Genomic DNA, 19,686 nt, shown 5'->3' with positions numbered 1-19,686 from the left:
AACAATTATCCAATGAAGAGATATTAATAGAATAGTACAAGATTAAAAATTATAGAGGTTTCATTGAGGTTTCTGTGATTTCAATATGAAACTCCTGTAAAACTTCAGTTTTCCTTGCTCTCAATTCTTCGGTGAGTTGGGCTAACACGACAGCAGTTTTCTCCCTCATAACTTATACCAATTATCTTGAAACCATTGAAGGCATTGATTTCAATATTTCTTCCTGTTGTTCTTCTATTTTTTTGACCGCCGAGGTTCTTCCCCAGGCTCCTGTGAAAACTGAGTTATTGCGATGTTCCTTAAATAAAGGGAGTTGTTTAGCTGATTCTAAACGTTGAAATTTCTCATTTGGATCATCTATAGCCTCTACTTCTTCTAACAAAGTGCTAAGCGCTCTTGCTCTGAATTCCTGTAAGGTATTTCGCCAGGAAGTGGTGTTTTTGATACCGAAAAAACGGTCCAAGTTAGGATTTCGGTGTTCATTTAAAGGTTCTATATTCTTCACAGCATTATACAGCAGACTAAACTCTGCAACTGACAATTGATTCTTTTTAATCTCTCGGAGTAATATTTCTTGTTTTTTTAATTTTGTCTCGCCCTCATCAAGGGCTTGAATAATTGCTTTTATTTTGGAGTTTTTGAGATCACTATCCTCTATCTTAGGATCTTTCATCTCAGGATCTTTTAAATTACTATCCTCTATCTTGGGATCTTTCATCTCAGGATCTTCTAAATTACCATCCTCTATTAAAAGATCTTCGATGCCACTATTATGAATAACATCCTCCTCCAAGTTTTCAAGAAGAATCTTTTTAGACTCAAGATTCCCTTGAAATGCATTCACACTTAACTGATGATTTACTCGGTAGACAGCACTAATATTCCCTAGTGAAAATAAATCAGAATCTAGAGGCGACTCTTTGAAAATAAAACAATTTCTATTGGCATGATGATCATGTAATAGCTCTAGATTAATTTCGCGGCCATCACTAGTCGCGAAACGGGTTGTTTTTTGTAAAAGTTCAGGGCTTAGTAAACATTCAATAATAATATCATCTCTATCATCATCCCATTTTAGAGTATCCAGACCATGGGCTAGACCACTAGCTCTTAGAGCCTCTTCTTTCGATTCAAATACCCAAACAATCTCATTACTGTGCAACTCTTCGGCAATTTTTGAACGAAACTCTTCATTCTCAATATCAAAAAAATCTTTGCTGGAGTCAAAATTTATGCTCGGATCAAAACTACGAATATAAATATAATAAATTTTGCTTCCAGGAGAGTTTTTCACTTGCTTATCGCTGATATGAGGTTTTACTTCCTCGTCAAAAAGCTTCTGTGCTTCGTCTTGCGCTTTCCTGAGCCGCTCTCTTATATCATCAGGATCAACGAAAGAGGTGAAATTCTTCTCATCAAAAAACGTCTGTGCTTCTCGTTCTTCCTCAGCACTCTCTGCTTTTGGGTTGCCATTCTCATCTATTAGACCCTCATCATATAGAGGACGAAGTGTTGTATCTGACAAAATTGCGTAGGCATTGTTAAGGGCTTTGAAATTTTCTTCAGCCTGAGGATTGTCCCTGTTTTTATCGGGGTGATTTTTTAAAGCCTCTTTTTTATAAGCCTTTTTAACTTCTTCAGCAGTAGCAGTTTCATCAATCTTAAGTATCTCATATAGTCTTTTTGACATGATTTTCCCCTCAAAGCCATATGTTCAAATTTTACACGCTTTAGATTAAGAAACCATTATGCTAAGCTCAGCATAATGTCGTTTACATGTAATCTTTTGACTAGATCCAGTCAGACTGCATTTCTTGGAATTTTGATGAATTAATTTCTGCAAGACGTACTTTAACTTCCTCTTGTGAAAGTTGTTCACAATTATCAAGTACAAAGCGACTAATTAAGATTTTGGATTTAAGTGGTTGACTCACCAACCCGATATGCAACAGATAGTTGCCTTTTGAGTATGCCAAAATAATTTCAGCAAATCCCATCAGGTTTGGCTTATTAATGTATTTGCGATACCTTCGATATAAAGGGCTGAATGGATCAATTTCCCATAGAAAATGACACACTGTATAGTTCTTGTATCGATTTTTACCCTTAAAAATATCATTTATAAAATTTTTAAGTCCTTTTGTACCTAAATATCGAGTTCCTTGATCCCCATAATGCATAAAAAAAGTTTCAGAAAATCGTTCCAGCGGGTTCTTTTTAGCGAAAAAATAAGGCCAAAAAAAGATCTTGAAGACAAAATCACGAGTTAAATTGGGCTGTATCTTAAACATGTCAATGGATAAATTACGCTTGATTTTTTTGATACCCCATAAAGTAACTAAATTTTGCCAAAGAGAAATCAGTAAACCTACCCCATAGATAACTAAAAGTAACCCCATCTTGATTATCGTACCTTATTAAAAGTTGCATACTATCTCATGAGAGCATTCATTAAGATAGAAATTTTGTCGCTCTTTTAAGAAATGAAAAAATAAAAACTATTCTTAAAATTTCTTGATTTTAATTGACGAACCTTTATGTGGCATGACAGTATAAAATTCTGGTCTAAATTTATTCAAGGAAAGAATATGCCATTCGCTGAGGGATCTAAAGCGGTTTTTTTAAAAGATTTAACCGATAAGGGAATTTCGCATAAAGTAAAAACTTGGACTAATTATATGGAGAATGTAAGGAAAAACGCGGTTATAGTTCAAGTTGACAATGAGAAACAAGTTCAAGAAGTAGCGCGTGCGGTTAAAAAACAAAATGAGCAACATACTGATAATAAAATTACAGTTCGAGCAACAGCAGGTTGGGCAGATAAAAAAAATGATTGTTGCTTTTTCCCTTGGGCAAAAGATCAAGAGCAACGCTATAATGAATCATTTTCGTTTTCAGAAGGTTCTGCGGCAGACGTAATTATTCGTTTTAGCCCTAAATATCAAGCAGTCAAAAAGTTGCATGAAATAAAACGAGATGTTCCGGTTGATTCCAATAATCCTCTAGATCACCTTAAAATGTATGAGGTATTCGTTACATCTGGCGTGCAAATCGCAACTCTTGCACAAAAGCTTAGGGATCTAAAGCTATCACTAAGAACCGCAAGTATGCTTTCATGGGCAAGTGCTGTTGGCTTGGCAGGTACAGGAGGGCATGGAACTGGTCGTGATGAGCCGGCATTTAGCGGGCAGATTACTAGTTTAAGGGTTTGTGATAGGGATGGAAATATTCGCGAAATAACTTCTGATCATGAAGATTTTGCCACGTTGTGTTCTGCTCATTCAGGTGCATTAGGTATAGTTCTTAGCATGAATCTTAAAACAGTTGAGGCTTTTAATCTTAAAGAAACTGTTCATAATTTCCCCGATGTAAAGACAATGGCTCCGCATTTAAATGACCTATTAAATAACAATCAATATTTTAGCTTAATTGGAATTCCTAGCCATGGCTATCCTCACGAAGATCTGGTGCAGCTTAATAAATGGCAGATCCGTTTATGGAATTATACCAAGGAAGCACGTACCCAAATTCAGGATCCTCCTTACACTGCTGATGCTCGATCCTGGGCACAGGAATTAAGCGTTAGAGCAGGTGATTCAGTCCAAGAGTTTTTATTAGATAGTAAGCTTCTAAAGCTTTTGCCTTCTTATTTACTACTAGCAGCAGCTGCTATTACAGGGACACGAGGTACTCAATCAATTATTGATCATGAAAATAGCATTACTCATTATCAAGTCGCTTTCCCTAAAGCAATGCGCGATGTTAGTTATCTTCTCCCTGTTAAGGATAAGCAAGCTGGCGATTTATTGGCAGAGGTTCTACAAAAAATTGATGGGTTGCTGAAAGAGGCTTCTGAACATGACGAATATCCAGTTACCTATGCTGTTTATGCGCGCTACATCAAAGGTACAACTGGCGGGTTATCTACCACGGCAACCAGTTCTGAGGATGAGCATATTCTAGCGCTTGACATCGTAACTCATCCTGATGCGCCAGGTATTGCTAATTTTGAGAAAAAATTGTTGGAATATTTCTCCGAAATTAATATTCAACCTCGTTTTCATTTAGGGAAAAACTTCCCGTCAGGAATTCAAAGTTACACAGATTTTCTACAGCCAGAAGCTATTTCAGAGTATAAAAAAGCGTTAACTAAATGGTATGGTAGCAAAAAAGAATTCGATGCAAGCCCTTTTATTACTCCATATTTCAAACGCATGTTAGAACCCTCTTCAATGGAAAATCTATTGAATTTTGAGCAACCGCATCATGCTCCCAAGCACTCTGACGAAGAATGTATACACTTCTTAGAACAATTGATTACAACCGTGGAGATTCTGCCGTTAGCAAATAAAGAATCAAAACCATTTAAAGATACCTTTATTGGTCATTGTCGGGAAACGCTGAGTTTAATCAAAGAACAACAGAAAGAAAAAGTTAGTGTACTGTCTTAAAAATATCTCCGTTGAGACATAAGGTTCTTTAGCACCTCATGTCTCTCTATCAAGTGAAAAGATTGTTTGGATTAGACTTGTCTTCTTGCCTCCAAGACATTAGGTATTTGCTCTAATTTATTTAATAAACGTGACAAGCTGCTCAATCCATCGATTTCTACAGTTAACTTAATATGGGCTGTATTGTCTTGTTTATGACTTTGAGTCTGCAATGCATACACATGGGCTTTTTCGTTAGCAAGCAAGGATGTTACATCTCTTAACAAGCCAGCGCGGTCGAAAGCCTTGATCAATACATCTACTACATAGTGATCTCTTGTAGAGCTCCCCCAATTAACCTGTAAAAAGCGTTGTCGTTGTTTTTCGCTTGCATGAATAATATTAGGGCAATCTTGTTTATGAACAGATACTCCGCGCCCTACTGTAATATAGCCAACGACATCGTCCCCAGGTACAGGCTGACAACAGCGAGCCATATGTGTGAGTAAGTTACCAACTCCCTCAATGCGCAAATCACTACCTGTTACCTCTGGTTTGGCATGTGGTTTGACAATTTGTTGAATAGATGGAGATACAGCTTCGGCAGGTGATAATTTATTGAGAATTTGTCCTAGCTTAATATCGCCACGTCCGAGGGCTGCCAATAAATCATCAGAACGCTTAAAGTTAAATGAAGCAAGAACGTCATTTAGTCGATCTGTTTTAATACCAAGCGTTTTTAATTCTTTATCGAGAATTTCATGACCCTCATCCTTATTTTTGTCATAGTCTTGCATTTTAAACCAATGCAACACTTTCGCCTTGGCTCGCGATGTTTTTAAATAATTTAAATGTGGATTAATCCAGTCTCTCGAAGGACGCTCATCTTTTCCGGTGAGCACTTCAACTTTATCACCTGTTTTTAGTTCATAAGTTAAAGGAACAATCGTGCCATTAACCTTGGCGCCTCGGCATCGATGACCAATTTGACTATGAACATGATAGGCAAAATCAAGAGGAGTGACACCTTGAGGGAGATCAAGAACATCACCGTCTGGGGTAAAAACATATACTCGATCTTCAAGAAATTCAGCTTCAATTGACTCAGAGACGCCTTTTGTGGCAGCCATCTCTCTATGCCAAGCTAATACATCACGCAACCATTCAATCTTACGTTCATGACTTTCTTTTTGGCTGACACCACCCTCCTTGTATTTCCAGTGGGCAGCAACACCCATCTCGGCAAGATCATGCATTTGAAAAGTACGAATTTGTACTTCAAAAACTCGCCCTTCGGGGCCTTCAACAGCGGTATGTAAGGATTGGTAACCATTGGGTTTCGGATTCGCAATGTAATCATCAAACTCAATGGGAACTTGTTTCCATAAAGAGTGAACCATACTTAAAACTTCATAGCATTGTTCTTTTGTTTCTACTAACACTCTTACTGCTGTGGCGTCGTAAATTTCTTCTAATGAAACATTCTTACGTTTCATTTTGCGATAAATACTGTGAATATGTTTTGAGCGACCATAAACAGCAAAATGATGGGCGCCTGTGGTGCGAATTTGTCGATTTAATTCTTCGACAATGAAATCAACATAACGATCCCTATCTAGGCGTTTAGCTTTTAATCCTTTGGCAATCGCTTTGTAGTCCTCTGGATGCAAATAACGGAACGCAAGATCTTCCATTTCCCATTTGATAGCCCCAATTCCTAGACGATTAGCGAGAGGTGCATAGATCTCCATGGCTTCAGTTGCTATTTGTTGCCGCATCCCTTCAGGAAGTTGTGCTGAGGTGCGTAAAATGCAAAGACGCTCTGCTAATTTAATGAGTACAACACGAACATCATCAACCATTGCTAGTAGCATTTTGCGAATATTATCAATTTGATGCTTGTTTTGAGGGTATTTACTGAGCGCTTGCAAGTTATGCATCGCGCTCATTTTTTCAATCCCTTTCACAAGCTTGGCGATATGAGGACCTAGTTGTTCTTCCACATCCTCTAATGACAACTCAGCATAATGTACGTTTTCAAATATAATTGCCGCAGTTAAAGTCTCTTGATCTACTTCCAAATCAGCCAACACATCAGCCATTGACAGACCCAATTGCAAACATGATACGCCGGTTTCAGTGGCATGGTCTTGTCCAGCCAGTTGACTTAATGTACAGGCGTTACGAATCAAATCTAAGTCTTGAAAATACCCTTTACTGCCTAATTGTTGCAGCCACTGTTCAACATCAATATTGCCATCTACTGACCAAGGAGTATCTTCTTTAACTTTAACCATAACTATTTATCCTTCACAAATAAGGCTATTGACTCTACATGGGCTGTATGGGGAAACATATCCATAACGCCAGCGGCGTCTAACTGATAACCTTTATGATTAACCAAAATATTAGCGTCCCTTGCCAATGTTGCAGGATTACAAGAAACATACACGATGCGCTCAGGATTTAGACTATCGATCTGTTTTACAATTTCCAAAGCACCTAATCGAGGAGGGTCTAACAAAATTTTCGTGATTCGATGAGAACCTAATTTTGCAGCAACATCAATTTTTTCTAAGTCAGCACAGAAAAATGAGGTGTTTGTCAAATGATTGAGCTGGGCATTCATTTGGGCTCTGGTGACCATTGCATCGCTACCCTCAACACCTATTACTTTTGCACAATGTTTTGCCAAAGGAAGTGAAAAGTTACCTAATCCACAAAACAAATCTAAGACAGTGTCATCTGAAGTTAGCTCCATCAACTCAAGAGCCAATGAGACCATTAATTGATTTAATCCGGAATTCACTTGTGTAAAATCAGTGGGATGAAATTGAAATTTAATATTTTCCTGAGGTAAGGTATAGATTAAATAATCCGAACTATCTTCAGGATAAAAAAGCTTTACAGTATCACTTCCGCCAGGTTGTAAGAAAAGACGAAAATTAGTTCTTCGCCCAAACTCGCGAAGTTTTTCTTCATCGGCGGTGGTTAACGGATCTAGGTTGCGGAATATTAAAGCGATATCGTGATCCCCCGCCGCCACTTCAATTTGAGCAATAACGCGTGGATCTGTAAATGAATCGATCAATAAGCGTAAGTTAGTAATTTCTTTATCAATTCTAACATTCAATACGGAGCACTCATTGATTTCAGTAATAAATCGTGGATTATTTTTTTCCCTAAATCCGACAAGACTCCCCTGTTTTTTTTCTACATAACGAACACTAAGGCGAGCTTTATTGCGATAATGCCAACTTCCACTTGTCAGAGGGGATAAAATTCTCTGTGGTTCACAATGTCCTACACGTTGTAGTAAATCAAGCAATAAAGCTTGCTTTTCGTGAATTTGCGTCTTCTCATCTAAATGTTGCAATGAGCAACCACCACAAAGAGTATAGTGAGGGCAACGCGGTTCTACGCGTGAAGAAGAGGAAGAAAGAATAGAGACTACTTTGCCTTCATCAAAATCACTTTTAACTCGGGTATATTGAAAGGATACCCTTTCGCTAGGGAGAGCTCCTTGAATGAAAGTAGTTTTTCCATTTAAACGAGCAATGCCGCGACCATCGTGACTAAATTTTTCTACTTCTGCAATCTTTGTTTCAGTGGGTAACTTTTGTCGTCTTCTACTCATTAGTACTTCTCTTTGAAAACCTTCATTATTACTTCTGCCACCATAATTCCCCTAACATGATAATTCTAGGTGCTTGATGGCTTTTTTATAAGCAAATCCGGTAAAAAAATAAGATGAAAGAATAACACAGAGCTTTGATGTGTGTCATGAATGTTGGAAATACCGGGGCATTAAAATCAGTACTCTGAAATTTTGAATCATCTCGTGAGTCGTGAACTTTAGAACAGAAATAATATAATTTTCAAAATACGGTGATTAGATGTATTAGAAATCTTCCTGACAATTGTCGGGAAGATTTTAAGTTAGCGTAGTAATGAAAAGGAACCTTTCACGCCATTGGCTGCCAATTTATTTTTCAATGAATCAGACATTTGTTTAGTGGCAAATGGTCCAACTCTGACAATATAGCGTTGTTGATATTTCTCAATAATGACAGGAGATGGGGTTAATTTGGCCAATTTACTCTGTAGTATATTAGCTAGATTTTGCGAGCTGAATGCGCCTGCCTGTACATAATAATGAGCTACTCGTCTTCCAATGTTAAGTGCTTCAATCTCAACAGGAGCTGTGCCTTTTGGAAGCAAGCCAAGCTTGGTGGCAGCCGCGTAAGATAAATCAATCACTCGATCATTACGAAAAGGGCCTCTGTCATTTACTTTTACAATAGCAACTCGACCGTTGCTTAAATTTTTTACTCTTACATAGCTTGGTAAAGGCAGAGTTTTATGTGCAGCAGTCATAGCATACATGTCATAATCATCGCCACTGGATGTTCTTTGCTTATGAAATTTTGTGCCATACCATGAAGCTACACCGCGTGTCTTATAACCACTGGCATTTTTTAATACTTCATAGGTCCGCCCTTCTACCGCATAGGTATCAGGATTGCCATAGCGACTAAAAGGTTCTAGCTTAGGTTTAACCTCCTTAAAAGATGTAGGCGGAGGTCCTTTGGGAGCACCATCATTTTTTAAGGCATATCTTGATTTGATAGATGAGGTTGCTTGCGTTGAAGTTTTAGTCGTTTTGGAATAAGAATTTTTTTGATTTTGGATTGTTGATATAGGAGAGGTTGCGCAGCCACTTAATAGACAAATTGCAAATAAATAGATCAATTTCATGCTTTAAAACTCAAATCAATTATTTTTTTGTAATATATACAAAGAGAAATTACATTAAAATACCTTTAATGTAATTTGGTTGCTGAATTGAGGCTGTGATAAGATGGCGGCATTTTTTGTAACTATGAGTATAGAAACATGAAGTCATCACTCTCAACCTGCAAATTATTATTGGCAGCTACCCTCCTACTAAAAACAGGCGTTTTTTATGCAGCAGATGTTTTGCCAACGGCAAACTTATCAAGCGTGCCTCCATCGGCACCAATTAATAATAAACCGCTAATTACCCCTTCTGCCCCAACCCTTAATGCCAAGGCTTATATCCTTATTGATGTAAATAGCGGAAAAATCATCGCTGAAAAAAATAGTGAGCAAAAGCTACCACCAGCTAGCTTAACTAAAATGATGACTCTTTATGTTATCTCCAACGCTCTGAATAGCGAACAGATTCATTTAACAGATAATGTTCGCATTAGTCGTGAAGCTTGGAAAACCGGTGGTTCACGAATGTTTGTCAAAGAAGGACAACAAGTTGCCATCGAAGATTTGCTGAAAGGAATTATTGTTGACTCGGGGAATGATGCTTGCGTAGCGATGGCCGAACATCTAGGCGGTAGTGAGCAAGGTTTTGCTGAAATCATGAATCAACAAGCTCAAAATTTAGGGATGAAAGACAGCCATTTTACCGATAGCACTGGTTTGCCAGATGAAAATTTATACACAACTGCCAAAGATTTGGCGATTTTAGGCCGTGCTTTAATTGTCAATTTCCCGCAGTATTATCACTGGTACAAACAAAAATGGTTTACCTACAATGCTATACGTCAACCTAATCGTAATCGCTTACTTTGGAGAGATAGCCAAGTAGACGGTATAAAAACTGGCCACACTAACGACGCAGGTTTCTGTCTCGTTTCGTCAGCAAAGCACGATAATATGCGTCTTTTGGCTGTTGTTATGGGCTCTCCTACAGAAACTGCACGAGCTGATGACAGTGAGCGTTTGTTAAATTATGGCTTCCGCTTTTTCGAAACGCATGAACTTTATAAAGGTAATAAAACTATCACTGAAATTCCCGTGTTTAAAGGTGCTACAAATAAATTGACTATTGGATTACATGAAGATCAGTTTGTAACCATTCCTAATGGACAATACCAGCGATTAAGTGTTAATACCAAGGTTTCTCAAAATTTGGAGGCGCCAATTAAAAAAGGTGATAAAGTGGGTGAGTTGGTAGTACAATTTGATAATAATGTTATTAGTACACAAAACCTCTATGCGCTTCAGGATGTACCACAGGGAGGTATCTTTACACGCATGAAGGACTCTATTCGCTTAACGTTCAGGAGCTGGTTTGGTTAAGGATACGCAATAATGTCAGGCATTGTTTTTATCAACGGTGACTACCTCCCTGCTTCTGAAGCAAAAATCTCGGTATTTGACCGAGGTTTTTTGTTTGCTGATGCTGTTTATGAAGTTATCCCTGTTTATAAAGGTCGCTCTTTTTTTGTTGAAAGGCATTTAAAAAGACTAGAAACAAGCCTGATGCATGCCAGAATAGCTAACCCGAAGCTTAATTGGAGGACTATCTTCAATACGTTGATCGAACAAAATGGAGCTCGAGATCTGCAACTTTATGTCCATATCACACGGGGCAATCAAGGTGTTCGTAAACACGACATCCCAGGCGAATTAAAGCCTTCGGTCATTGTTTTTACTATCCATACGCCTTATGCTTCTTTTGAGACAAAAAAACTCGGTTTACGTGCGAATATTGTTGAAGATATTCGCTGGCTACGTTGTGATATCAAAACGACATCCCTGCTTGCCAATATTTTGCTTAATGATGAAGCCGTATCACAAGGTGCCAATACAGCTATTCTATCGCGCGATGGTATCCTTACTGAAGGAAGTGCAAGCAACGTATTTCTAGTGGACCCTGACGGTATTATCTATACCCCTCCCCTTGATAATATGTGTCTACCTGGTATAACACGTCAAATTACTATTGAACTTATAAAATCCTTATCATGGCCCCTTCGAGAGGAAAAAATTCCCACAAAAGCACTTTTGCAAGCACAAGAGGTATGGGTAACAAGTACTACCAAAGAAATTTATCCCATAACTACCATTGATAATTTACCAATAGGTAATGGCTATGGCGGTGTATTTTGGGAACAAATTAATGCGAAATATCAACAACTAATCCATAACCAATATGACCGATAAAAAATCGCTAATAGAGTTTCCCTGCAACTTTCCACTAAAAATTATTGGAACCAATACGGATAATTTTTTTGTAGAAGTTACTGAAATTACGCGCAAGCATTTTCCAGCAACACCTGACGACGCAATAATTTGTCAAGAAAGTCAGCAAGGTAATTATCTAGCTATCACTGTAACAATTTATGTTTGTGATCAAATTACTCTGGATGCTCTATATCTTGAATTGACACAACACCCTGATATTAAAATGGTACTATGATGTGGAATATTAGAAATTTAGGACTGCAACCTTATTTCTCTGTTTGGAATGATATGAAGGAATTTACCTCAGTAAGAGATGAAAATACTGTTGACGAATTGTGGTTACTTCAACACCCAGCGGTCTATACGCAGGGACAAGCAGGTAAAGCTGAGCATATCCTAAATCCCAATGCTATTCCCATTGTACAAAGTGATCGAGGCGGCCAAGTCACTTATCACGGTCCAGGCCAACTTGTAGCTTATGTCCTGATGGATATTCGACGGCAACATCTTGGAATAAGAACTCTGGTCTGCCAGTTGGAGCGAGTTTTGATAACCTTGCTGGCTCGATTTCATATCGATGCATCAACACAGCAAGGAGCGCCTGGAGTCTATGTGGATGATAAAAAAATAGCATCAATAGGATTACGTGTGAAAAATGGCTGCACCTATCATGGCATTGCTCTTAACGTTGCTATGGATTTAACACCGTTTGAAGGAATTAATCCCTGTGGATTTGCCAAACTTAAAATGACTCAAATTAGTGATTATATTCCCAATGTAAGTGTTGCTGGCGTCAGTAAACAATTTACTGAGGTATTTTTAACTCAATTTGAACATTAAGCCATGCATTTTTTTGCCGATTATATTCAACCGCTAACTATCTGGCTCCATGCTCATCCTCATTGGGCATTGCTAATTACTTTCCTAATTTCATTTACTGAATCACTAGCAATTATTGGCAGCATTATTCCTGGGTCTGTTACTATGACTGCCGTTGGTATTCTTGCAGGCTCTGGCGTTATGCGAATTGACTTAACCCTCTTGGCTGCTACTTTAGGGGCAATTGCTGGTGATAGTGCAAGTTATATGCTCGGCTATACATTCAGTGAAAAATTGGTCAACATTTGGCCGTTTAGCAGATATCCAAACTGGCTACTGTATGGCAAAGAATATTTTTCTCGACATGGAGGCAAGAGTGTTTTAGTTGGACGCTTTGTTGGTCCCTTGCGCTCAATCATTCCAGTTATTGCGGGAATGATGAGAATGAGCCAGTGGCGTTTTTTTATTGCTAACACACTCTCTGCAATAGGCTGGGCAATTTTATATGTATTTCCTGGTGTGCTACTTGGTGCAGCAAGCAGTGAATTATCTCGTGAAAGCGCTACGAGGCTTTTTATCGCAGTCTTGTTATTACTTGCTGGTATTTGGTTGTTAAGCGTAGGACTTAAGTGGTTATTTATCCGATTAAATCGTTTGCTCCGCTCTGGATTGCACAGTTTTTGGTCCTGGTCCCGTGATTACCCAAAATTAGCTAAAATATATAAACTTCTTACGCCAGCCGAAGAGCTAAATTATTATCCAACTGCAGCTCTGGTTATTTTATTTATACTGAGCACGTTACTATTTTGGATATTAGCAGGCTTAGTTTTTCAAGAAATATGGATTGATGATGTTAATCAGCCGGCTCATCTTTTTTTACAGAGCTTACGCACGCACTCATTCGATACTTTTTTTATTATTGCTTCGCAAATTATAAGTCCGTTTACTCTTTTTTCGGTAATAATAATCATAGCTCTTATAGCCCTTTACTATCGTGATTGGCGCTCTTTAGCCTATTGGCTTAGTCTTTGTTTATCCTGTACCCTGATTTTACTTTTTGTACATTGGGCTATCGACAGTCCAAGACCACAAGGATTATTAGAAAATAAAACTAATAACTCGTTTCCAATAATAGGATTAACCTATGCGACGGCTCTTTTCGGAGCCCTTATGTTTTTTATTAATGCTTACGAAGCAACTCTCATAAATCGCTTCGTAAAAATTATTTTTTCTTGTGCTTTGTTTCTTGCAGGGTTAGCCCCTCTATATCTTGGAGATAATTGGTTAACGGATAGTTTAGGAGCCTACTTATGCGGGTTTAGCCTATGTTCGTTTCATTGGCTTTTCTATCGTCGGTATAAAGCAAATATTGAATGTACTACTTATGGCCCTTTGGCTATCTTGGTGATAATCATCCTGATCTCAGGAATGGTAGGAAGTTTGACCTATCGCCAGGCACTGCGAAATCATCAACCCTATTTGGCTCAATATGTTTTTACCGAGGAACTTTGGTGGAATCAACAAAAGCCCCTTCTACCTGTATATAGAACCAACCGAATCGGAAGCTATATCAGTGCTTTTAATATTCAATATGTTGGTTCCATTTCCAGCTTGGAGAAGGCATTAACCGCTTTCGGTTGGAAAAAATTTAACGACTCCTTGTTTAACTCACTGTTAACAAGAATGAGTGGACAACCCTCGGCGCAAGATTTACCACTAATGTCTCAACTTTATTTAAATCGAAAACCAGTTTTGATGATGACTTATCAACCTAAAGATGGTAATCCTGTACAAATTCTACGAATTTGGCGTTCTAACTACCATCTTCAACATTATCGCCAGCCAATATGGCTTGGTAGTGTACACCCTCGCAAACTCCCAAGACCACATGAGTTACAGAATGCTGTTATCAACAATGCTAATCTACCAATCTCACTTTTTTATATAAGCTCGGCTTTATCTCAATTTCCACAACGACAAACTCCTTTGCTGATTAGTTTAAAGTTACCAATTCAAGTCGAGCCTGTTTTGCTTTTAGTGAGAGAGCCCAGTGTATATATTGAGCCATTAAATGCCCTTTAAATTGGGAAGACATCTTCATGAGTCTGAGTTAAACTAGAAAAATTCAATTTAATCATTATTGGTGTGCAAGAAATGCCCTAATAATTTAGAAGGATTAACTTAATGATTAATATTGCGGACGTAATTCACTCATTGCTTCCTATCTTGGGACTGTTAGTGTTAGTTTGGGGTATTAAGTCCAAGCGGAACAATTATATTCTGGTTGCACTATGGGTAAGTTTAATCACCTTATTATTACAGTATCGAGCTTCGGGTGGAGAAATTCTCGGTAGTTATTTTGATTATCTTCATGCCGCAACTTATTCTTTAAATTTAATAGTACTGATTATTTCTATATTATATCTGCTGTTTTCTTTTTTATACGCAACCAAAAATACTTTCTTACGCTATGGAGCTGGTTTTGTCTCAGCAACATTGGTCACGGGAGTAGTATTATTATTAATTAATGTATGGGTAAATGCATATTTTATTGAAAATCGGTTACCAGGCACTCCAATCCTTCAAGTAGCTACCTTTAATAAACAAACCTACTGCGACTATAGATATGTCTTCTATAAAATAAGTCCGGACAGTAAAGTGAAATTTATGTGCCCGAATCATTATGGTTTTTTGCCATCAGTTGGTGAGCTAACAACAGCGCCTAGCTTTGTTACTAAGCAATTACCCAAGCATTTGCAAAATAAATTTCAGCAACCAACTTAGAGGTATATCCTGCTACTGAGTAATAAAAGCAAGTAAATTTGAATTGACGATAGACCTTGCTTTTTTTACCATGTAAGAAAACGGTTTATGGGACTGTTGACACTTTGTTCTTTTTGTTAACATATCGGAAATTTTTATATAGTCAATACTATGCGAAGTCTGTTTTTATCCTTTTTAGTTTTATTTTCTTCAATGTCATTGAGCATGGCTCCTAAGTTAAATTGGGATAAAGCAATTGATAAAGCAGTATCGCGTTATGGATTGAGAACTGAACCTGAATTAAAACGATTTTTTGCGCACTCAAATGTGGCTTATCCACCAAAAGATGTTGCTCTTTTGGCCTTTAAAAAAGAAAGACAACTGGAATTGTGGGCTAAGAATGACAATGAGTCTTGGCATTATATACACACTTATCCATTAACAGCTTTTAGCGGTCGCCTTGGTCCTAAACTCAAAGAAAGAGACGGGCAAATTCCTGAGGGGATCTATCGATTAATTACCTTCAATCCTTTTAGCGCCATGCACTTATCAATGATGATTGATTACCCCAATCATTTTGACCGGTTACAGGCCATTAAAGATGGACGAAAAAATTTAGGAAACAATATTTTTCTTCATGGTAAATCCCTCTCGGTTGGTTGTTTAGCTGTAGGAGACTGGGCTATAGATCAACTCTTTTTACTGACTCGTCGAGTAGGACTGAGTCATGTGAAAGTAATCATTGCTCCGAATGATTTACGCATAGGAAAGGCCGCTACTTCTAACTTCGCACAGCCTCGATGGTTACCTGAGTTATATAAACAAATAGGTACAGCACTAAACCAATTTCCTGCTACCCATAAAAAGATGCTTATGGCTAAAAAATAATACAATTGCTATGCCTTGACTTCACCAAAGCTATTTTTTGTCACAGAAAAAGCATGCCACAATGAGGCAATGTGTGTTTTATGCAACAGAATATTATTTAACATGACGAGGAATAACATGATCTTTCTTGTATTCTTCATCATGGATAGTAATTTTTCCATTCTGTTGTTCTACTTGCATCAGTGTGTTAACAAGCTCGTGAACGGAGAAAGTATCATTTGAGTGTGTCTGGCTACGAAAGAAATGTCTTTCTTTTTTTAAGAAATGATCGGGACTATTTAAAATGTAGAGTGCTAATCCTTTTCTTTCCTCTGCTTCCAGATTATTAGCTAACTTTTTCAGACACTCAATATAGGACTTTTTGCACTCTTTAAGACTAAGATCCGGAGATAATTTGTTCTGCAGCCATTGATCCACTTCTTTACCACTTCTTGTACTGGAAGGGATATCTACAAGGCTAAACGGAACGTAGGTAGTATCTTTAATTGCCTGATTAGTAGTCGCCAAATTGCTGATGGTATTTTGCAATAAAGACTCCATATCATCAACAATCGATTTTAAGGAGAGCTTGTTGGCTTGATGTCGAGTTCGTGAAACGACCAACCGCGATGGCGAAGAGCTTTCTGGTTTTCCCCTTGAGCGCGAAGACATGTTGGGCATGGGCGGGTGACTTGAAACGAATAAGACATTTTTATTTTCTGCGTTTAGGTTGATGGGCATTCCCGGCTCGGTTATTGAGTCTTTTGTGTGAACGATGATCTATAGCTTCGCTCATCTGTTGAATGGGTTTCGTGTAGCCTCTCAGTTTGTCCGGCACAATAACCCGTGGTTTAGGATAGGCGTTCAGGAGTCGCGTCAGAAGGCGAATGGCTGCTTTTTTTGTTACGGCGCTTCTACAACAACACATCCAGCTCGAAAACATCGTCATCTACCGCCCGCCATAAATAATAAATCTCGCTTTTAATGCGCAGTTGCTGCTCATCCAAATGCCACTTATCCGATGGCCTTGGCTCTCGTTTCTTAATCACGTGCCCAAAATGAGGGCCAAATTTGATACACCCTTGGCGTACGGCTCATAGCTCACTTCAATCCCTCGGTACAGCAACAGCTCTGAAACATCTCGGTAACTGTCATTAAATCGGGGATAACGATATCTTTTTCAGCTTTTTATCCAACATCTTTCTGCCACCTAAATAGACCTTAGTTTAACGCAAAAGTTAACTTGAATATGCAATTTATTTGATCACTTAATAACTTACTAATACTACACCTCTGGCGGCTTATGCCGCCGAGCTCGTCGACCGGCATGATGTCAATTCGGTAAAATCTGAGACATTTGGTGATGATTATCTAGCGTCATCTGATCTTCAAGCTGTGATTTAAGATCGAGAAAATCGTTTGTTCTTACTTTACATAATGCCGTCATGGCATCCAAATCGTCTGCGCCGGCTGGGGGGAGGCGCGCCGCGCGCGAGGCCCGCAAGCCGAGCGGGGCCTTGTATATTGCAAAATCAACCGACAACTTAGAATCAACACTAAACCAATTTTCATGTTTTTCAGTTATGCAATTATAAAACTGCTTTGATGATTTAGGCTGCGAGGTAAAGTTCAGCACAGGATAAAAAGGTTGATCAGAGCAGTACTCATAAACAACATGCATAGGAAAAAGATTTTGGGCACTACCTACACCTTCTCTCCATTGTTTATCAATGGCATCCCAATTTTTAACCCCTGGTGCGTTTATTGAGTCCACTTGTGTTTGCAGCTCTTTGATGATGGTATTATTGAAATCAAAATGCTGTTCAGTGATTGTTTTCCCATTAAGCTTATAAGTGACTCCGTCTGTGTTCACTTTGTTGTATTGAGCAATCAATCTTGCGAATACCTTTCTGCCTTCTTCATTACTTGGAATGCACTCAATCATTGCTGCCCACATATGTTTATCCAGGGCCCACAGCGCATATTCAAAAGCGCTGATGCTCTCAAATTCTCGCCCAGAACAATCCGTAACGATGCCCCTTTTAAAAATTAAACTCATGTCCTTCTTTAACATCGCTTTAACCGCATCATGTTCCCCGCGTGTCACATGATGTAATAACTTACGAACAGCAATCAGAGGTTCAAACAAATTAAAATGATATTTTGATGTTATAGACAGATTTGCTAACTCACGGTTTGATAAGTTTGGAGCGGTTTCAATTTTAAGTTCTTTTGGTAAGTCATTAAAATTCTCGAATTTGGATTGCATATTTTCGCCTTTATTTCTATTCATTCACATTAATTTAGGAAAAATTATACGCGAATTAATTGGAAAATAAAATAGCAATATGATATTAAAATAAACAGTCAATCCCCTGTTCTAATACAATCTCATATTAATGCGAGGTCACACCCTAAAGATTCCCTACTTTTTTATAATTAGAAAAAATCTCATCATTGTAGGTCTCAAGATCCCGACGCTTTGTCATTTGCAAGCTCACAGTTGTTTTTTTAAAATTATAACGTTTGAATATGAACGAATTATTAAAATTAATTGTCAACTTAAATTATTTCTTTGTACGGGACAAAAATTTCTGAAAAGATAGACAGGAAGCAAAGATAAGAAATAACTCGCTGATTTTAAATGTATTTCATATAATCATTTCGTCTAAAAAAGGATATAATATGAAATATATCAGAGAGTTGCTTGAGATTTTAGGTCAACAACTGGATTGGCACAAGTCACAACTAGATTGTTTTGGTCAAATGTTGTTAGTGTTGTTTATAGTGCGCAGTGTAAATTTGAGTCAAATTACTGCTGCAATGCACAAAGAAGTATTAATTGAGTCACGCTGTAAACGTGTGAAACGATTTTTTTCTGGTTTTGAAGTTGACTTTACCCCTATTTCTCTATGGATTTATTCATTATTTTTTTCAAAAAACCAGAAAATTTATTTGGCCATTGACAGAACTAATTGGTATTGGGGAAAGTCAAAGGTCAACATCTTCATGCTATCAGTTTGTTATGAAGGTCTAGCTATCCCCTTATTTTGGACCTTATTAAATAAAGCAGGAAATACTATTGCCAAAGAACAAATTGCGCTCATATCAAGATTCACCAACACCTTTGGTAAGGAGCAAATTCAAGGGATTCTGGCTGATGAGAATTTCCTAACAAGTTACTCATATCATGGCTTGTAGAACAAAATATCCCCTTTTATTTACGCATTAAAGGCAATGTGGATGTCTTTATAGGAAGAAAAAAATTTAATACATCAGCTCAACTATTTTCACATTTAGCACCTTATCAACAGAGTCTATTTGGTATGCGCGTCCATATTTTTGGTCAACTTCTCTATTTGGCGGGAAGTAAAAATTCTCGTGACAAACTCATGATTGTTGTCACTAATAAAAATCCAAAAAATGCCATTGCCTGCTATTTGCGCCGCTGGGAAATTGAAACGCTATTTTGTGCCTTGAAAACTCGCGGATGGCGATTTGAAGAAACTCATATCGTTTGACCCAAAGCGAATTGAAAAACTTATCGCTCTTCTTGCCATTGGGTTTGCTTGGGCACATAAAATCGGGGAATGGAAAGCATCTATTAAACCTATTCCTCTTAAAAAATTGCGAAATCAAAAAAGGCCGCAAAATAGCTTCTTTAGGCTTGGCTTGGACTCTCTGCGCGACTTCTTAACCAACTTTAAAATCAATACCACATTGTTCCTAAAATATTTAAATTGTATCTCTATTAGAACCATGGAGAACGATTTTTAAAAAATTGTCCCGTACAAAGAAA

General features: G+C 37.9%; 18 protein-coding genes. 10 read left to right on the top strand and 8 right to left on the bottom strand.

Features of this window, described 5'->3' with window-relative positions:
* Window positions 1–181: 181 nt before the first annotated feature.
* Both Lbru_RS17910 and Lbru_RS03595 read right to left on the bottom strand, forming a co-directional pair.
* On the bottom strand, window positions 182–1,690 hold the full coding sequence (locus Lbru_RS17910; RefSeq protein WP_058440803.1) for a J domain-containing protein: 1,509 nt from the start codon (window positions 1,688–1,690) through the stop codon (window positions 182–184).
* A 100-nt stretch (window positions 1,691–1,790) separates the two neighbouring features.
* Window positions 1,791–2,399 carry a hypothetical protein gene (locus tag Lbru_RS03595; protein ID WP_058440802.1) on the bottom strand — a complete coding sequence of 203 codons (609 nt, stop codon included), beginning with the start codon at window positions 2,397–2,399 and terminating at the stop codon, window positions 1,791–1,793.
* A gap of 189 nt (window positions 2,400–2,588) precedes the next feature.
* On the opposite strand from Lbru_RS03595, the gene Lbru_RS03590 reads away from it, so the two are divergent.
* Window positions 2,589–4,451: an FAD-binding oxidoreductase gene (locus Lbru_RS03590; protein ID WP_058440801.1), complete on the top strand. Its 1,863-nt coding sequence runs from the start codon at window positions 2,589–2,591 to the stop codon at window positions 4,449–4,451.
* A 71-nt stretch (window positions 4,452–4,522) separates the two neighbouring features.
* Here the strand turns inward: Lbru_RS03590 and relA are convergent, their stop codons facing one another.
* From relA to Lbru_RS03575, 3 genes are all read right to left on the bottom strand, one after another.
* The gene (gene relA, locus Lbru_RS03585) at window positions 4,523–6,727 is read right to left on the bottom strand and encodes a GTP diphosphokinase (protein ID WP_058440800.1); all 2,205 of its coding nucleotides are present in this window, start codon (window positions 6,725–6,727) and stop codon (window positions 4,523–4,525) included.
* 2 nt (window positions 6,728–6,729) lie between these two features.
* Window positions 6,730–8,067, bottom strand: coding sequence for a 23S rRNA (uracil(1939)-C(5))-methyltransferase RlmD (gene rlmD / locus Lbru_RS03580; protein WP_058440799.1), 1,338 nt, complete (start codon window positions 8,065–8,067; stop codon window positions 6,730–6,732).
* A gap of 302 nt (window positions 8,068–8,369) precedes the next feature.
* Window positions 8,370–9,188: a septal ring lytic transglycosylase RlpA family protein gene (locus Lbru_RS03575; protein WP_058440798.1), complete on the bottom strand. Its 819-nt coding sequence runs from the start codon at window positions 9,186–9,188 to the stop codon at window positions 8,370–8,372.
* A 138-nt stretch (window positions 9,189–9,326) separates the two neighbouring features.
* Between Lbru_RS03575 and Lbru_RS03570 the strand changes: the two genes are divergently transcribed.
* The 7 genes from Lbru_RS03570 (at window position 9,327) to Lbru_RS03540 (ending at window position 15,908) form a co-directional block, all read left to right on the top strand.
* Window positions 9,327–10,550: a D-alanyl-D-alanine carboxypeptidase family protein gene (locus tag Lbru_RS03570; protein ID WP_058440797.1), complete on the top strand. Its 1,224-nt coding sequence runs from the start codon at window positions 9,327–9,329 to the stop codon at window positions 10,548–10,550.
* 12 nt (window positions 10,551–10,562) lie between these two features.
* On the top strand, window positions 10,563–11,417 hold the full coding sequence (locus tag Lbru_RS03565) for an aminotransferase class IV (protein WP_058440796.1): 855 nt from the start codon (window positions 10,563–10,565) through the stop codon (window positions 11,415–11,417).
* Entirely contained in the window at window positions 11,407–11,673 is a 267-nt protein-coding gene (locus tag Lbru_RS03560; RefSeq protein ID WP_058440795.1) for an HP0495 family protein, read from the top strand. The genes Lbru_RS03565 and Lbru_RS03560 overlap by 11 nt, the downstream gene beginning before the upstream one ends.
* Complete coding sequence (lipB, locus tag Lbru_RS03555; protein WP_058440794.1) at window positions 11,673–12,278, top strand: lipoyl(octanoyl) transferase LipB; 606 nt, start codon at window positions 11,673–11,675, stop codon at window positions 12,276–12,278. The genes Lbru_RS03560 and lipB overlap by 1 nt, the downstream gene beginning before the upstream one ends.
* A 3-nt stretch (window positions 12,279–12,281) precedes the next feature.
* Window positions 12,282–14,339 carry a VTT domain-containing protein gene (locus Lbru_RS03550; protein ID WP_065235414.1) on the top strand — a complete coding sequence of 686 codons (2,058 nt, stop codon included), beginning with the start codon at window positions 12,282–12,284 and terminating at the stop codon, window positions 14,337–14,339.
* Window positions 14,340–14,441: 102 nt separating this feature from the next.
* Complete coding sequence (locus tag Lbru_RS03545) at window positions 14,442–15,041, top strand: hypothetical protein (RefSeq protein ID WP_058440793.1); 600 nt, start codon at window positions 14,442–14,444, stop codon at window positions 15,039–15,041.
* 150 nt (window positions 15,042–15,191) lie between these two features.
* A complete protein-coding gene (locus tag Lbru_RS03540; RefSeq protein ID WP_131793503.1) occupies window positions 15,192–15,908 on the top strand; it encodes a L,D-transpeptidase family protein in 717 nt (238 codons plus the stop codon).
* Window positions 15,909–16,001: 93 nt separating this feature from the next.
* On the opposite strand, the gene Lbru_RS03535 is transcribed toward Lbru_RS03540, so the two are convergent.
* The 3 genes from Lbru_RS03535 to Lbru_RS03530 all read right to left on the bottom strand — a co-directional run bounded on the left by Lbru_RS03535 (window position 16,002) and on the right by Lbru_RS03530 (window position 18,156).
* Window positions 16,002–16,628 carry a hypothetical protein gene (locus tag Lbru_RS03535; protein ID WP_131793504.1) on the bottom strand — a complete coding sequence of 209 codons (627 nt, stop codon included), beginning with the start codon at window positions 16,626–16,628 and terminating at the stop codon, window positions 16,002–16,004.
* Window positions 16,600–16,815, bottom strand: a complete 216-nt coding sequence (locus Lbru_RS17995; protein WP_162262382.1) for a DDE-type integrase/transposase/recombinase — start codon at window positions 16,813–16,815, stop codon at window positions 16,600–16,602. Before Lbru_RS17995 ends, Lbru_RS03535 begins: the two co-directional genes overlap by 29 nt.
* A gap of 405 nt (window positions 16,816–17,220) precedes the next feature.
* On the bottom strand, window positions 17,221–18,156 hold the full coding sequence (locus tag Lbru_RS03530) for a hypothetical protein (protein WP_058440791.1): 936 nt from the start codon (window positions 18,154–18,156) through the stop codon (window positions 17,221–17,223).
* A 416-nt stretch (window positions 18,157–18,572) separates the two neighbouring features.
* On the opposite strand from Lbru_RS03530, the gene Lbru_RS17715 reads away from it, so the two are divergent.
* Both Lbru_RS17715 and Lbru_RS17710 read left to right on the top strand, forming a co-directional pair.
* Window positions 18,573–19,088, top strand: a complete 516-nt coding sequence (locus Lbru_RS17715) for a hypothetical protein (protein ID WP_058440790.1) — start codon at window positions 18,573–18,575, stop codon at window positions 19,086–19,088.
* A gap of 38 nt (window positions 19,089–19,126) precedes the next feature.
* Window positions 19,127–19,408, top strand: a complete 282-nt coding sequence (locus tag Lbru_RS17710) for a hypothetical protein (protein WP_058440789.1) — start codon at window positions 19,127–19,129, stop codon at window positions 19,406–19,408.
* The last annotated feature ends 278 nt before the right edge of the window (window positions 19,409–19,686 follow it).

Source organism: Legionella brunensis (assembly GCF_001467025.1).
Taxonomy (GTDB): domain Bacteria; phylum Pseudomonadota; class Gammaproteobacteria; order Legionellales; family Legionellaceae; genus Tatlockia; species Tatlockia brunensis.
Note: the sequence above shows the minus strand (reverse complement) of the source record. Positions and strands in the feature narration are given on the sequence as shown.

Excerpts from the sequence above, each read along its gene's own strand:
- Lbru_RS03540 (WP_131793503.1), top strand. The coding sequence starts at position 15,192 with ATGCGAAGTCTGTTTTTATCCTTTTTAGTTTTATTTTCTTCAATGTCA.
- Lbru_RS03530 (WP_058440791.1), bottom strand. The coding sequence starts at position 18,156 with ATGCAATCCAAATTCGAGAATTTTAATGACTTACCAAAAGAACTTAAA.
- Lbru_RS17715 (WP_058440790.1), top strand. The coding sequence starts at position 18,573 with ATGAAATATATCAGAGAGTTGCTTGAGATTTTAGGTCAACAACTGGAT.
- Lbru_RS17910 (WP_058440803.1), bottom strand. The coding sequence starts at position 1,690 with ATGTCAAAAAGACTATATGAGATACTTAAGATTGATGAAACTGCTACT.
- Lbru_RS03535 (WP_131793504.1), bottom strand. The coding sequence starts at position 16,628 with ATGCCCATCAACCTAAACGCAGAAAATAAAAATGTCTTATTCGTTTCA.
- Lbru_RS03560 (WP_058440795.1), top strand. The coding sequence starts at position 11,407 with ATGACCGATAAAAAATCGCTAATAGAGTTTCCCTGCAACTTTCCACTA.
- Lbru_RS03545 (WP_058440793.1), top strand. The coding sequence starts at position 14,442 with ATGATTAATATTGCGGACGTAATTCACTCATTGCTTCCTATCTTGGGA.
- Lbru_RS03550 (WP_065235414.1), top strand. The coding sequence starts at position 12,282 with ATGCATTTTTTTGCCGATTATATTCAACCGCTAACTATCTGGCTCCAT.
- rlmD (WP_058440799.1), bottom strand. The coding sequence starts at position 8,067 with ATGAGTAGAAGACGACAAAAGTTACCCACTGAAACAAAGATTGCAGAA.
- Lbru_RS03595 (WP_058440802.1), bottom strand. The coding sequence starts at position 2,399 with ATGGGGTTACTTTTAGTTATCTATGGGGTAGGTTTACTGATTTCTCTT.
- Lbru_RS03590 (WP_058440801.1), top strand. The coding sequence starts at position 2,589 with ATGCCATTCGCTGAGGGATCTAAAGCGGTTTTTTTAAAAGATTTAACC.
- lipB (WP_058440794.1), top strand. The coding sequence starts at position 11,673 with ATGTGGAATATTAGAAATTTAGGACTGCAACCTTATTTCTCTGTTTGG.
- Lbru_RS03570 (WP_058440797.1), top strand. The coding sequence starts at position 9,327 with ATGAAGTCATCACTCTCAACCTGCAAATTATTATTGGCAGCTACCCTC.
- Lbru_RS03565 (WP_058440796.1), top strand. The coding sequence starts at position 10,563 with ATGTCAGGCATTGTTTTTATCAACGGTGACTACCTCCCTGCTTCTGAA.
- relA (WP_058440800.1), bottom strand. The coding sequence starts at position 6,727 with ATGGTTAAAGTTAAAGAAGATACTCCTTGGTCAGTAGATGGCAATATT.
- Lbru_RS17995 (WP_162262382.1), bottom strand. The coding sequence starts at position 16,815 with ATGTGTTGTTGTAGAAGCGCCGTAACAAAAAAAGCAGCCATTCGCCTT.
- Lbru_RS03575 (WP_058440798.1), bottom strand. The coding sequence starts at position 9,188 with ATGAAATTGATCTATTTATTTGCAATTTGTCTATTAAGTGGCTGCGCA.